This is a genomic window from Lactobacillus sp. HBUAS51381, assembly GCF_012641095.1.
Lineage (GTDB): Bacteria > Bacillota > Bacilli > Lactobacillales > Lactobacillaceae > Levilactobacillus.
Genome location: NZ_JAAVSC010000047.1, coordinates 1 through 14,181, shown reverse-complemented (window position 1 = coordinate 14,181; position 14,181 = coordinate 1). Strand labels below are relative to the sequence as shown.

General features: G+C 48.8%; 14 protein-coding genes. 10 read left to right on the top strand and 4 right to left on the bottom strand.

What is annotated here, in order from left to right:
* Nucleotides 1-106 precede the first annotated feature (106 nt).
* Nucleotides 107-232, top strand: a complete 126-nt coding sequence (locus tag HEQ50_RS12910) for a hypothetical protein (RefSeq protein ID WP_255459905.1) — start codon at nt 107-109, stop codon at nt 230-232.
* Nucleotides 233-1,040: 808 nt separating this feature from the next.
* Here HEQ50_RS12910 and HEQ50_RS11780 read toward each other — a convergent pair.
* A complete protein-coding gene (locus HEQ50_RS11780; RefSeq protein ID WP_168900698.1) occupies nt 1,041-2,147 on the bottom strand; it encodes a hypothetical protein in 1,107 nt (368 codons plus the stop codon).
* Nucleotides 2,148-2,525: 378 nt separating this feature from the next.
* Here HEQ50_RS11780 and HEQ50_RS11775 point away from each other — a divergent pair, with 378 nt between their 5' ends.
* From HEQ50_RS11775 to HEQ50_RS11755, 5 genes are all read left to right on the top strand, one after another.
* The gene (locus tag HEQ50_RS11775; RefSeq protein WP_168900697.1) at nt 2,526-3,083 is read left to right on the top strand and encodes a sigma-70 family RNA polymerase sigma factor; all 558 of its coding nucleotides are present in this window, start codon (nt 2,526-2,528) and stop codon (nt 3,081-3,083) included.
* A 108-nt stretch (nt 3,084-3,191) separates the two neighbouring features.
* Entirely contained in the window at nt 3,192-3,389 is a 198-nt protein-coding gene (locus tag HEQ50_RS11770; RefSeq protein ID WP_168900696.1) for a hypothetical protein, read from the top strand.
* Between the two features lie 38 nt (nt 3,390-3,427).
* Complete coding sequence (locus HEQ50_RS11765; protein WP_168900695.1) at nt 3,428-3,667, top strand: DUF2922 domain-containing protein; 240 nt, start codon at nt 3,428-3,430, stop codon at nt 3,665-3,667.
* A gap of 199 nt (nt 3,668-3,866) precedes the next feature.
* Nucleotides 3,867-5,123: an ATP/GTP-binding protein gene (locus HEQ50_RS11760; RefSeq protein ID WP_168900694.1), complete on the top strand. Its 1,257-nt coding sequence runs from the start codon at nt 3,867-3,869 to the stop codon at nt 5,121-5,123.
* Nucleotides 5,116-5,817: an RloB family protein gene (locus tag HEQ50_RS11755; RefSeq protein ID WP_168900693.1), complete on the top strand. Its 702-nt coding sequence runs from the start codon at nt 5,116-5,118 to the stop codon at nt 5,815-5,817. The genes HEQ50_RS11760 and HEQ50_RS11755 overlap by 8 nt, the downstream gene beginning before the upstream one ends.
* A gap of 92 nt (nt 5,818-5,909) precedes the next feature.
* On the opposite strand, the gene HEQ50_RS11750 is transcribed toward HEQ50_RS11755, so the two are convergent.
* Both HEQ50_RS11750 and HEQ50_RS11745 read right to left on the bottom strand, forming a co-directional pair.
* Nucleotides 5,910-6,752, bottom strand: a complete 843-nt coding sequence (locus tag HEQ50_RS11750) for a Fic family protein (protein WP_168900692.1) — start codon at nt 6,750-6,752, stop codon at nt 5,910-5,912.
* Between the two features lie 387 nt (nt 6,753-7,139).
* A complete protein-coding gene (locus HEQ50_RS11745; RefSeq protein ID WP_168900691.1) occupies nt 7,140-8,072 on the bottom strand; it encodes a LysR family transcriptional regulator in 933 nt (310 codons plus the stop codon).
* Between the two features lie 305 nt (nt 8,073-8,377).
* On the opposite strand from HEQ50_RS11745, the gene HEQ50_RS11740 reads away from it, so the two are divergent.
* The 3 genes from HEQ50_RS11740 to HEQ50_RS11730 all read left to right on the top strand — a co-directional run bounded on the left by HEQ50_RS11740 (nt 8,378) and on the right by HEQ50_RS11730 (nt 11,079).
* On the top strand, nt 8,378-9,592 hold the full coding sequence (locus HEQ50_RS11740) for a PLP-dependent aminotransferase family protein (protein WP_168900690.1): 1,215 nt from the start codon (nt 8,378-8,380) through the stop codon (nt 9,590-9,592).
* 525 nt (nt 9,593-10,117) lie between these two features.
* Complete coding sequence (locus tag HEQ50_RS11735) at nt 10,118-10,666, top strand: helix-turn-helix domain-containing protein (protein ID WP_168900689.1); 549 nt, start codon at nt 10,118-10,120, stop codon at nt 10,664-10,666.
* Complete coding sequence (locus HEQ50_RS11730) at nt 10,666-11,079, top strand: protein-export chaperone SecB (protein ID WP_168900688.1); 414 nt, start codon at nt 10,666-10,668, stop codon at nt 11,077-11,079. The genes HEQ50_RS11735 and HEQ50_RS11730 overlap by 1 nt, the downstream gene beginning before the upstream one ends.
* A gap of 364 nt (nt 11,080-11,443) precedes the next feature.
* Here HEQ50_RS11730 and HEQ50_RS11725 read toward each other — a convergent pair whose 3' ends face one another.
* The gene (locus tag HEQ50_RS11725) at nt 11,444-11,755 is read right to left on the bottom strand and encodes a hypothetical protein (RefSeq protein ID WP_168900687.1); all 312 of its coding nucleotides are present in this window, start codon (nt 11,753-11,755) and stop codon (nt 11,444-11,446) included.
* A gap of 656 nt (nt 11,756-12,411) precedes the next feature.
* Here HEQ50_RS11725 and HEQ50_RS11720 point away from each other — a divergent pair.
* Nucleotides 12,412-13,860, top strand: a complete 1,449-nt coding sequence (locus tag HEQ50_RS11720) for an S-layer protein (protein ID WP_168900686.1) — start codon at nt 12,412-12,414, stop codon at nt 13,858-13,860.
* The last annotated feature ends 321 nt before the right edge of the window (nt 13,861-14,181 follow it).

Sequence of the window (14,181 nt, the reverse complement as noted above, 5' to 3'; positions counted from 1 at the left end):
TAACGGCAGTAAGCAAAAATAATGAAAGGAAATATGCAACCTTTCTAAATGTAGAAACCCATCGTGTTTTTCTACATTTCTCCATATTTTGTATAGCAGAACAATCATGAAGTTAGTCGACGGACCCCACCTCACCCTGAGTGTCGAGCGCACACCGCGCCGGGGCAAGTACGAGGCTGGTATCGGCCTAGCCGTCTTAATGATGATTGCGGTGATTCTCGCTCTATTGTAACTGATTAGAAATTAGCAAAGGGAACGTCAGCGCCAGACAAGCGTTGGTGTTCCCTTTGTTGGAGATTGAGTTATGGTAGTTATTCCAGGCGGATTCGGCTAAAATGTCAATCCGTCTCGGGGCCAGTATAACATTGTGCGCGGCGTTTGAGCAGTAATTGGGTTGAGAAAGTAAAGTTGGACGCTACTGGTGGTCCACTTTAGCCCCAATGAAACCCGTGACCTCCCTTGCCATTCGGCTGTGGAGGTCACGGGTTTTAGTTTTTGTCAGTTACCAGGAATACCGCTTGTTCACTGGGACAATCCTTTGACGTGGCAACGTTACGTGGGGCTGATCGCCTTACCGTTCGCCAAAGTTTGGGCTGGAACGCTGGGAAGGACGGGCCAAGCCAAAGAGCGGTCTTGGCCCTCGCTTGGAACCGCCAAAAATCGGCGTTTCCAAGTCGCCCAGCCATGATTGGAAAATCACCAATCATGACTGCCCCGGCTGAGCCCAAATTTGGCTCACTCTCGGCTACGCGGAGGTTCGGTGGCGACATGGCGAAGCGTATCCAGCAGATGGCAAATGGCGAACTATGACGCTGTCACTCTGGATCTGACGAACAACTAGGTCAAACATTGTCCAAGCCGGAGGCGATTAGGGTGGAGCCAGCCGTGGGTGCGAAGTTAACTGGCGTTTTGGGCCAGGTTACTTCGCGGGACGTGTTTGAAGACGTGGGTTAGCGGCTTCAAACCGAGGCAGGCGACCGCTCTGTGGCGCATGCCGGTCCCCACAGCAGGCGGAACCCTGACAGACGTAGGTGATAGTGTTAGAACTTGTTGTTCGTGGCCTGCATCAACTCGGCGCCCTTGTTGACCAAGAGGTAGCTGGCGCCGTTCTTGGCGAATTGAATCCCTTCGAACTCACGCTTACCGCTGAAGTTAGAAGCCTCAACTTGGCTAGCCTTTAGCTTACCAAGCTTAGAAACGGGGATTGAAGAGATGCTGCTGTCGGAAACGAAGTAGAGCCGGTTACGCTTGGCATTGTAAGCCATGGCCTGTGGCTTGGTGCCGGGACGGTTGCGTAAGCCCTGCATAACCAAGTGGAACTTCACGGATTTACTGCCAATCTTACCCTGGTAGATCTTGACCGCACCCTTAGGCGCCCAACCACCGTTGGAATACGTGAAGAAGTAGGCGTTACCGCGCTTATCGAAGGTCAGGTTCGAGCCCATCGTGACGGTGCTCTTCAGCTTGAAGTTGATCTTGGTGATCGGTTTTAATGTACTGGTGCTGACGCGTTGAACGTTGGTGTTCACGGCGACCGGCTTGCCAATGAACCACAGCTGACCGTTCTTCGGGTTCATCGCCAGTGATTGGCCGTGACCGGTATTGAAGGTTGGGCCGACCTTAACGAGCTTCATGATTTGCTTATCCTTGCTGGTCATCTGGCCAACGGAATGGTCGTAGCTGGCGCGGCGCAAGGCGTCCATGTGGGTGGTGCTGATGCCAAATTTATGCCGTAACTGTCCCAGATTGTATTTCACAATCCGGCCCCGGTTGCTGCCACTGCTCTGGGTAATCAGCTCATACAGCGTGTTGCCGTCCTTGGAGAGGACTTCGGCCTGGGGATTGCCCCAGTCGGCGGAGTGTTGGTACGTGACCGGCAGAAAGACGTTGGACTTAAACGTGGCCTGTTTCCCCTTGGTCGTGTGAATGCTGGTTGGCTTGGTCTGGAAAATGTTGCTGTAGCTGGTCTTGAACGTATAGCGCTTGACAAATAAATTCTTATTCTTGACCGTCTTGTACTTGTTCACGTTGTAACCGGCAAGCGCATTGCCCTTCTGGTTATACGTCTTGGCCTGTGCGAGGGTGGTACTGCCACCGAAGAAGAGGGCCGCCGCAGCGACGGTCGTTAGAATTGCTGTCTTATTCATCTGTAAAACTCCTCCTGGAATAGTGCGTTGACGCATGATGCGGGGCCTGGCAGGTGGGTGTCGGGTTGCCGGAATGGCCAACGCGATTAAATTTTCTCTACATAACCATTTATAACACAATCTAAATGTTTCGCCACATGAAAAATTTATTTTAGACCAAAAAAGTGAAAAAAAGGCCGAATCCGGAAATTTCGCGATTGAACCGTAACCGCGAGTCAGTAGGATCGGTCGATTTAGGGGGCGCAAACGGCAGCCAGTTTTAGGAAATTTTCGGCCAATTTCGCGAAAAATCGCCATTCGCGGCCCCGGTAGAACTCCGGTAAGGTAGGGGCTGACCATAGCGCTATGGATCACCACACTCGAAGGGATGATTCAGAGATGACCAGAGACACTACCGCCGCGTACCGCTTCTTATTTACCGGCGATCACGAGACCATTATTTACGCCGCCTTGAAACGCTTGCGCCTGCGCGCCGATCAGGATGAATACGATGACTATCTACAGGAGGGCCGCGCGTATTTCCCCCAGATCTACGCCAATTTCCCCGATGATCCGGAAGAAAAACCGCACCAGTTCCTGGCGTACGCCCAACGCGCCTTGACCTGGGAGCTGGGAAATCAACTCCGGAATCGCCGGCGACAGGCCGTTCCCATGGAGCCAGGGGACCACGAACCCGTGATTGCCGAGCTACCAAGTGACGAAGACGTACTGACCGCGATTGGCCTCAATGATTATCGGACCTACCTCCTGCAGCTGATTGGGGGAGCTGGGAGTACCGGAGAATGGCGCTTTCTGGTCGGAACCGTGGTCGATCAGCTGACCCCGGCGGAGATTGCGACGAAATACAACGTGAATCGGACCACCGTCTTTCGCTGGCGGCGGTCGCTCACCCGGCGTCTACTGCGGACATTGACGCCACCGGAAAAACTTTTTTAAACTTTTTAGCGAAAACGTGCAACAAAATGGCCATTTTTTACATTAGTAATAAGTGTAAGGGTTGGCCAGCCACTTATAAAATCTCGCACCACGGAAGGAGCACCACCCATGCAAACGAATTGGCAAAAAACGACCATCACCTTTATCTTCGGCGAAGACAACGAGAAGCCCGTTAAGATCGTGTTACAGAATGCGATTAGCGCGCCGGCCGCCAAGCAAGTCGAAGATTTCGGCGGGTACCTGTCCGGGCTAACCGGCTTGCCGTTCCGCACCGCCGTCGTGTCCACGCAAAGCGCTGTCGCCTAACGTCCGTTTCCCCCGCAGAATAGAAAGGAAGTCTCTTAATGAAGACATTAGAATTGAGTTTTAAAGGTTCCGACAAGCGTGTCAAGCACCTGCGCCTCAAGTACGTCAACGCCGACCTCACACCAGCGGAAGTTGAAGGTTTGATGAAACAGGTAGCCGCAGCCAAGTTATTCGCCAAGGGGGATGTCGACCTGTACGCCGACCCCCTGCGTGCCGAAATTGTGGAAACCACGAAGACGGCCTTGGTGGGTGGTCCGCAACCGGCACCGGCAGTCTAGCATTAGCGTCATGGTTTAACGTTTAGCATCAAGTAACGCAACCTCTTGGCGGTCGGCCTCCAGATTGGAGGGCGGCCGTTTGGGGGTACATAGGATGATAGTGTCGCGATATATCACTAAGATATTTATTTTTGAGAAAAAATCTCAATTACTTGCAAAACACTGACGAGTCAGCTATTCTTCAAGAGAGGTGATGACCATGCTCCACCAATTTACATTTAAAAATTACCGGTCTTTTCGTGATGAAGTAACCCTCGACTTGACCGCTTCAACGATCAAGGAATTGCCAGCGGATGTGGTTACGGATGTCTTACATGAACGCATATTGAAGTTAGCTGCCATGTATGGGGCTAATGCTTCTGGAAAGAGCAATGTGATTAAGGCATTCCAAGCGATGACAACGGCAGTTTTGTCGTCTTTTTCCGATGATGAGGCATTGTTAAAGATCGAACCATACTGGTTTTCGGAAGCCACGGCGCCCACAGAGTTTAGTGTCTTATTTTCAACCCCATCAGATATTTTTCAGTACGGGTTTAGCTGTGCGCAAGGCGTTGTCATCGAAGAGTATCTCTATCAACGGGATAAAGATCGCATCGGTGAGCAGTATCGGCTAATTTTTGATCGCAGTGCTACCGGCATTTCGGGTGAAATTGCCACCCGAACGGAGGTGCAGACGCTGGGACGACTGGTTGAGCCGGAGACACTCTTGTTGTCTGCATTAGCACGATTAAATTTACCGGTTATTAAGGGTATCGACGCCTGGTTTCGGCATGTTCGCGTGATTGATTACGGCAATCCACGTGGTGAAATGATGAAGGGAAGTCGGCTAAATGCCGATCGTCCGCAGAACCCACTGATTACCTTGTTGGAAGATCCTCAGGAAAAGGCCCGCTTTGAGGCATTTGTTCATGCGGTGGATGTGGGGATTGCGGGTCTGGGTCTGGTGTCGGTGGGAAACGACTTGACCCACGATATTCGACATCAGCAACGCGTGGTGGCTTATCACCGCAACCCTAAAACGGGCGAATTGATGCAGACGCCAATTGCGGCAGAGTCGAGTGGGACCCGTAAGATGTTAATGTTATACGTTGATTTGAAACAGGTTCTAGATCAGGGCCAAACGCTCTTGATTGATGAGTTAGATGCCAAACTTCACCCACTCTTGTTACGGTATATTTTAATTATGTTCCATGATCCGGAGATTAATCCTCACGGCGCGCAACTCATCTTTACTACTCAGGAATTGTTCACGTTGGATAAGGACAACTTCAGGCGGGATGAGGTGTGGTTTGTCAATAAGGATGAAGCGGGCGTATCAGACCTATACGCTTTAGATAGCATTCGGATTGCGGATGGCAAGAAAGTCCGTAACGATGCCAGTTATGGCAAGGATTATATTTTGGGGAAATTTAAGGCCACACCGAACTTAAAACGTCTGGGGGAAATGAATGGGTAGACGAGTTGGCAAAAAGCCCAAGCGTCAGAAGATGTTGCCCTTGCCAGGGAGCTATTTGATTGCAACGGAGGGCATTCAGACGGAGGTCTTGTACTTTAGAAGTTTAGCCGCTGAGTTGGCGGAAAAGTACGACGGACTCGCAGGACGAATTGCGGTCACGATTCCTAGTCTGACCATCAAGGGAACAGGCGTCAGCAACTTGACTCTAATTGATCGCGTTGCTGAGGTTATCCAATTAAGTCCCAGCCTCTTTGAACACGTGTGGGTGGTGTTTGATAAGGACGATATTCCACTCGATAAATTTGATAACGCCATTAAACTGGCTGAACAACTGGGGTGGCATGCGGCTTGGAGCAATGACTCGTTTGAGTTATGGTATCTCTTACATTTCGAATTTCTCAATACGGCAATTGATCGAGAAACGTATAAGGATAAGCTGACTCAACATATGCAAAGCCATGGCATTCAGGGGAAATACGAGAAGAATACGACCACGATTCTGCCGTTACTGACGGTTGAAAATCGACAGCGGGCGATCCGCTTTGCCAAGAAGCTAGCCAACTATTATCAACCAACAGTGCCGTACCATTTACGGAATCCTGGAACAACTGTGTATCAATTGGTGGAAGAACTAACGGAATTGGAGCGGCAAGCAGAGGTAGCACATCGAAAGCTGTCTCGCGAAGTAGAGTGATCAAACACTAATCTAGTGTCAAAAAATCGCAATCTCTTACCCCATTTAGGATGGTGAGATTGCGATTTTAAATAAGATGTGGTGCAGTAGCATTACGGCTGTTTTCTTGTCTTCAAAAACTTTTCAAAGTGTTCATCGACATCATTCTTCGCATCGTCTTGATTCTTTTCATTAAGTTGGAGAATACTGATGCGTTGATTCAGAGTCTCTCGAACATATGTGATAATCAAGGCTTCGAAGGGTTCGAGATTTCCGGATTCACGGGACTCGGCCAGAGCTTCCATATAAGCGTTACGGGCTTCCTTGTTGGGTTGCACGTTGATGACAGGATAGCCTGCTTGAGTCAAGGCCATGTTCATGAGTAGACGTGCGGTGCGGCCATTGCCATCAGCGAAGGGATGAATGGCGACAAATTTTTGGTGGAGATCGGCGGCGTACTGAACAGGATGACGATCGTTCTGCACGGCTTGTGACCAAGTGATTAAATCGTCCATTTGAGGGGCAATATCGAACGGTGCAACGTACGGTTTATCTTCGCTACCATATGGCCAGGCAGCTAAAATTCGGTAGACACCGGCATTGGCTTTGTCCGTCGTCGTTTGTAACGTCACGATACGATTGAGCGTCCGAATCAATGTTGAACTCAGCGGCGTTTTCTGACTAGCCAGCGTCATCATATACTCGTAGGCCTCGTTTAAGTCCAAGGTTTCGAGAACGTCTTTGACGGGAACACCGTGGACCGTCATGCCGGTGTTTAAAATGGAGGCCGTCTCGTAACGAGTTAAGGTGTTACCCTCGATAGCGTTAGAAGACCACACATGCTCAATGCGAACGCGCTGATCGAGTTCTTTGGCCTGTTGAGCGGATAATGGGCGAAAAGTAGCCCTCTTTGTTTTAAGCGCATTGATAATCTTTAATTCTTTTTGAGTGGACATCGCTGGTTTTAACTTCCTTTGTTAGGGCAGTGATTGTTCTGATAAAAACTTGGCAGTAGTCCAGTTTGTGACACCCACTGGCTCATACGCTTAATGAGGTAGAAGACGTATTTTAGACTTACCGACAACATTGGTTTCAGTCACGGTAATTAATTGAGGATCATCGGTCAACGGACAAAACCCTTCTGATTGATCGTCTTTCTTTGACGCTCGCCCAGTACGTTGTGATATAGAGCGAGGTAAACTTCTTTTTTCGCCGGGTCCTCTTCATATAAGGCGCCATGCAACAGAACATCAATATTGTAATTTTTCGACGCGTTAAAAATCTTAGAAATGGGATCACTAGGCATTTTGCGTCACCGGACTTTCTAGTTAAAATGGTAAATCTTACCCCACATGCGGATGCGCCAGCACCTTATCCGGGTACTTCGCCGTCACGTAATCGGTGATGGCCGCGATCATCTTGGCGGTCGAGGGGGCCTTGGCCTGTTCAGAGTTGACGACCAGGCAGATGGTGCGGAAGAACTTGGTGTCAAACGGATAGACGTTCACGTTGCCGCTGACGCGTTCCAACGCCAATTCCGGAAGAATCCCCATGCCCATGCCGGCCTCGACCATGGCGAGGATCGACTGGTCATCGATGGAGAAGCGCAGGGCGTTGGGCCGAATCTGGTAGTGGTCTAGCGCGGCCTTGGTGTCCTTGTCATAGTCGCCACGCTGGAGGATGAAGTTCTGATCGACCAGGTCGGCGGCGGTCACCGTGGTGCGGTCGGCGGCGGTCACCGTGGTGCGGTTGGCGGGGATGAAGTCGGTAGGGGTGATGCAGTAGATCTCATCCTTGACTAGCGGTAAGACCGTCAGCTTCTCGGAAACGGGGAGCGCGGAGAACCCAAGATCCAGACGGCCAGTCTTGACGGCCGCGGCAATGCTACTGAAGTCGGCCTGTTCAACGTTGATGGCAATCTGCGGGAAGTCCTGTTTAAACTGTCGAATGATGGGGGGAATCCAGTTGATGCATACGGACGAGAAGGCGCCCATCCGCACCGAGCCGGCGTTCATGCCGTTGATGTTGGCGGCGGCCTGTTGGAGCCGATCCTCGGCGTTAATGATCGCTTGAATCAGTGGTAAAACGGTCTGGCCATCCGGGGTCAATTCGACGCCGGTCCGATTACGAATAAATAGGGGGAAACCGAGTTCTTTTTCCAGTTGATTGACCGAGTGGCTAATCGCTGAGGGCGTGACGTTCAGCGTTTGTGCGGCCCGATAAAAGGTATGTTCTTGAACGATAGTTTGAAAGACGCGATAGGCAAAGGGTAACATCGTGGCCACCTCCGATTGGTTAAGATGAATTACATTCACGCTATTTCTAGATAGTTGAAATCGTTTTTCTGTCAACGGTATTCTATCATACTCCTAGGTCAGTCGGAAGTGATAATTGGGTGTTGGGATAATTGTGAGGGGTAATGAGTTAAAATGATGCCTGACCAGCCGCTAGCAACCGTTCGTTTGGTAACGATGCGGTGCGGTTAAATGGTGGCGGGCAGGGTAGGTTTTGAGTGAGTGGTTCGTTAATTAAGTGATGGGATGGCGACTAGCGGCGCACGTCCTAGAAAGGTGTGGTGATGATGCGACAAGACTTATTCGCACAACGCGTGAATCCCGATGTTCCTTCGGCTTTGAGTGGGCTGTTTTCCCCAGATGATGATCCGCGGGCGCTGTCCTTTGCGGCGGGTAGTCCGCGAGAAGACCTGTTTCCAGTGGCGGCGATGCAGACGGCCTTCCATACCGCGATTGCGGCGGGGGGCGCGCATCTCTTCCAGTACCAGACCGCTCAGGGGAATCCAGCGCTGCGGGCCAAGCTGGCGGCCCGGATTGGCAAATGGGGGCAGGTGGCGACCACCGCGGACAACGTGGTCCTGACGGTCGGTGGGCAACAGGCCATCGAGCTGGTGGCTAAGGCGCTACTGAACGTGGGGGATGAGGTGGCCGTGGAGGTGCCGACCTACATCGGGGCGTTGGCCGCCTTTGACCTGTACCAGCCGACGTATCATGCGGTGCCACTACAGGCGGACGGCCTCGACCTTAATCGCTTGGAGGACACACTGAAGCGCCATCCTAAGATTAAGCTACTCTACACCGTGCCGGACTATCACAATCCGACCGGGATCACCATGAGCATGGCCAAACGCCAACAGTTGGTGGAACTGGCTAATCGGTACAATTTCATCATCCTAGAGGATTCGCCATACCGCGATCTGGGTTATACCCACGCCCCGTTGCCCGCCATCAAGCATTTTGATACCGAGGGCCGGGTGGTCTTCGTGTCGAGCCTGTCGAAGATCCTGATGCCGGGGCTAAGAACGGGCTGGTTGGTGGCCGATGATGACCTGTTGACGGCGATTCTGCGGGGACGCATGGCCAGCGATTTGGAGGCCAATAACGTGGTCCATGCGGCGATTAATGCCTATTTGGAAGCCAATGACTTGGACGCCCACGTGGCCGCGCTACGGGCCAGCTACCGTGGTCAGTGTTCGGCGCTGGTACAGGCACTGACCACTTACTTCCCGGATGAGGTGGCCTTTACCCACCCGGATGGCGGCTTCTTCGATTGGGTGACCCTGCCGCAGAACGTGGATGCGGCCGCCTTATTGACCCAGGCGGCCATCCCGCAGGCACATGTGTCCTACGTGTCCAGTACCAATTTTTACCCCGCCAGAGATGTCCACAACAGCCTGCGTCTGTGCTTCACTGGCCTGACACCGGCCGAAATTGACGCGGGCATGCGGCGACTGGGCGCCGTGGTCAAGGCCGCGGTGCGTGAGGGGCGGCCGGTGGTGTGAAGCTAAAGTGTAAAGATAGCCATGGCTGAATCATAAGCGATTCGGTCACGGCTATCTTTATGGACAAGTTAGTGAGAGCATCTTTGTATTTTTAGAGATACAAAGATGTTATAATGTTCTGAGAAAAGACGACGAGTTTGGAAGTGTAAACTTTGACAACTGGTAACGATGTTAAGAAGATAGTGTCGAAAATCCGAACTCGTCGTGATCGATGGGTTCTTAGTAGAAGGCCCAAAAATATACAAACTTTGGCAGAATTGGCTATGACAGATGTTGAGATATTTAATCTAATTTATCAAAAATTAAGCTGGCGGGACTATGTTTCGGGTCCTGAATTGGATAATCATCCAACGCCGATTCCGGGTGACATTTGGATTTTTGGGCTAACGATTGAAGGAGAATCCTGTTATTTAAAGATTCAGGACAAGCCGAGTGGTATTGTGATGTGGATCTCAGTACATATTGCGGCGTACCCGTTACATTTTCCGTATAAGTGATCAAACAGTATGTTGGGAGTTAATAAAGATGACAAAGAAAACTTTTTATAATCCAGAAACGGAAACTACAGAACAGTATTCAGAAGTGTGGAAGCTGGAATTAGTAAAAGTGAGGGATAAAGATGATTTGGTCGTTAGAAATCACTATTGGCGAGATAATGACGGGGAACTGTGGGTAGATTTTGATCATCCCATGGAGAACGTTTATCGTGCCTTCGCCGCCTATCGAGCGGCTGAAGGATATATGCGTCCGAATGAAATACGAGATTTGAGAGGGAAACTAAAGATGTCTGTGAGAAAGTTCGCAGATACGCTGGGTATTGCGCCGTCTTCGCTTACTCAAATAGAGAATAATCAGCGGGTGCAGGCTAAGTATCAGGAGAATTTATTTGAAGCAGCCAGAGACAGCTATAAAGAATATGGTCGGCTACCGGAAGAGTGGTTGACTAGTGATAATAAATTAGCGGATTATTCATATCATATGGACAATAAAGACTTTAGTTACGAGACATTTGGTCCCGAAATATCAAAAATAAAAACCTATTCTAAAAATATTGAGATAGGAGAGGTTGCGTAGTGACTGTTTTAAAATTTATAAACTATCATGTCCAAGATATGAGCTATCAACGGAATGAAAACTATCATCAGACACGTTCCGAAATAAAAATGAATCCCCAAATATCTAGAAAGATTGATATCAACGAAAATCGAATAAATGTAACTTTAAGCATAGTGGTTGGATCATTAGAAAATGAAACCTCTCCCTTTAAGACATCGTGCGCAATTACCGGTATATTTGACTATCAACCAGAAGAAGACGATGCGGATACGGGCTTAGATCAACTTGTTCGAGTTAATGCAGTAGCTATCCTATATCCATATGCGCGCTCGATTATTACGATGCTGACCACGGCGTCAAATGAGTATCCAGGCTATATTATGCCTACAGTTAATGTAAATAGGTTGTTGAATGATCAGGAAGAAGCTTAGACCTCATAACCTTATTGTTTGCGGACGAGAGAACGATTAAAATATCCAGTACGGTCATTGATTGGTCGTGCTGGATATTTTAGATGGTTTAGATATGGGGGCATGTTTGCCCAACCGAGGGTCACAAGTAACGAAAAAATAAAAAAATCACGTCAATCTGACGTGATGCGAAGGGGTTATGTCAATCCGATTAGCTCAGAACAATCCGACCGCTCAGTTATAGGAAGAAACGCCATTCTTTGAGAGTAAAGCCAGTTATGTAAGCTCGACCTATCTCAGAAGCGATAGATCGAGCGGATTAAAAATCTTAAATTCGAATTTGTTCAGCCCTAGTCAAGCCGTTTGGAAAAGAATACGAGCAATCTTAGTAGAAGATACCGGTCCGCGTATCGAAGAGTTGTCCATTACTAGCCGGCACATAGTCACCGTGACGCAGTGCTTTGAGCGAGAACTCGGGCATGCTGGCACTTAATGTCTGCAAGAACTCCGGATCGTCTCTCACCGTGGCAACCCATTCGGCCAGCTCGCGGCCGTAATGGGGTGGAAAGGGAATGACGGTAGCGGAAGAGTCGGTCGTCTGGGACAGTTGCAGGTGGTCGCCAACGGAACGGTCGGTCTCCGGAATGGTCGAAGCGATGAGCCGGCGATGTGGATCAGTATTATTCTGAGATGGCATGAATGAGCTCCCTTTTAGAATAGTAGAGTGACTGCGCTGGTACAACTCTCACTATACGGGAACGGTGCGGGGGATGCACGAGATATACGACCTCGGCGTCAGAATTCGAAGCCAATTAATCGAAAATTGAACAGGGGGTTCCCGATCCCATAAAAGAAAGCAAAACAAAAGCGCCAGCGAAGAGATTTCGCTGGCGCTTACCTTAAAGAAGTTAATCGTTTCCGTTCTCCGCGGAAGCGATCACTTTAAGGTAACAATTTCCTGTTGCCAAAAAGCATCACCCCCTTTCATTTAATGACCACAGTGTAGACCCACCACGGTAGAAAAGCAAGTGAATTCCCTTACCTTAACGCGGGGTTAAAGTTAAGGGAATTGAAATAGCTTAACGTTTTCTTTTCACAACGGTTTCAAGGATTAAGGATTAGCAAGTTAAATGACAACAATGTTACAAAATCCAACTTATTGTTTCATTCGAACGACAAAAAGAGGTTAATCCTTGTTTATTTTCGTAGTTCCGGCTATAATCATAATCGTAGTTAGGGGATAGCTTGACGAGTTCGCCGATTAGGAAATAAATTTCTTAACAAAAGCGCTAACTTCAGTTATACTATTCTTGCTTGATAAATTACATACATTATGTTTGGAGGAAGAAATTTATGCAATCAAGTTTAAAGAAATCTCTTTACTTGGGCTTAGCTGCATTGAGCTTTGTATCAGTTGCTGCGGTATCAACTACTGCTTCTGCAAAGTCCGCTGCTAAGGTCACTTCTGATAAGGTTATGACTTCTGACGCAACCACTCGGAACATCAACCTTACTGGTAAGAACGCTATCTACTCAAAGCCAGGTACTGTTAAGGGTGCTAAGGTAATCGCTACGACGACTACTGCTAAGAACCTTAAGAACAGCACGACTTCTCACAAGAACTTCCGTGCTTACCGTGTTGCTAAGACTAACCGTGGTTCAATTTACTACAAGGTTGTTTCTTACGACAAGGCATACCGTGGATGGGTTTACGGTGGTAAGTCAGCTAGCGAATTTGCTGGTGGTACTGCTGCATACACCACTTTCAAGGAAGGCACTTTAACTGCTGACCAAAAGAATGGTAACTACAAGATCACCAACCCTGGTAAGACTACTGATGGCTTGACTTACAAGCAACCAGCATGGACCCAATACAAGATTGGTAAGACGATTGCTGATACCACTGCTTACAAGGACGCTACGTTCTCTGTAGACAAGGTTGGTACTCGTACTCGTGAAGGTGACACTTGGGTACACGTTGTTAACCAAAATACCGCTGACACCAAGGCTGATGGTTGGATTCTTTTGAGCAACTTAACTCAAACTAATGCCTTGAACGAAGCTACTCAAGTTAAGGTTAACATTGTTGATTTGAGTGGTAACACGATCAAGTCATTTAACTACAATGTTGGTACGACTGCTAAGGGTGCCGTAGTTGATAGTAACGTACTTTACGACAACAATGCTAACGCTACAAAATTTGCGGATGCTTTCCAAACGGCTGTTGATAACGCCGTTAAGGGTACCGGCTACACTGTAACTGGTGCTGATTCAGTTAACTTGAACAACAATGTTAAGTCTGGTTCTACTTTGACTTTATATGCTAAGAAGGGCGACCAAGTTACTACCCCTATCAAGGCTTACAAAGACAACGGTACTGCCGAAGCTTCAGCATTGATTGCTAAGGGTTCAAAAGCCGCTTCTACTGCAACTGATTTGAGCTTAGTTGTTGCATTGCCAACCTTGACCACGCCATTCAGTGGTGTAAATGGTTCTAATTACACTAGCGCTGACGTGCAAGCTAACTTGACTACTAACAAAGCTACTACGTTGAGCACTGATACTTTGTACCTGCCAGCTGATGCAACTATTGCTGATGCTTCAACAGCCACTGCTGCAGCTAAAGCTACTAATACCACTGCTTTCCACGTAACTTACACCTTTGAAAAGGCGCTTCCTGGTTCTTACTCTGCAGACAAGACTAATGCCGCAAGTGCAATTTACACTGCATCATTAGTTAAGGGTGCCGTTTCCACTGATTCCTCAGCTTCTAACGCTAACAATGGTCTTTGGGGCAACTAATCAGATAATCTAGAATTTTAATTTTAGTCTTAAAAGACCGACAGCAGTCGGTCTTTTTTGTTGTGCGCCCGGCATGGGCGCTAACTAGGCGGTGAAAGTCCGCTGTGGGCCGTAGTAGTCGGAACCACGAGCCGAAGGTGTCCATCGCGAGGTGGAATCTGAAGGAAGCCCTAGGCAAAGTACTGCGCTGATGTACAAGAAGCGGCTAGAAGGCTGGAATTGAGGTTCTAAAATATCTGTTGTTGGTAATCAATTTAATTGATTACTGGCAACGGATATTTTTGTATACTGTGTAGAGTAAAAAAAGTGTATAAAAAAGGG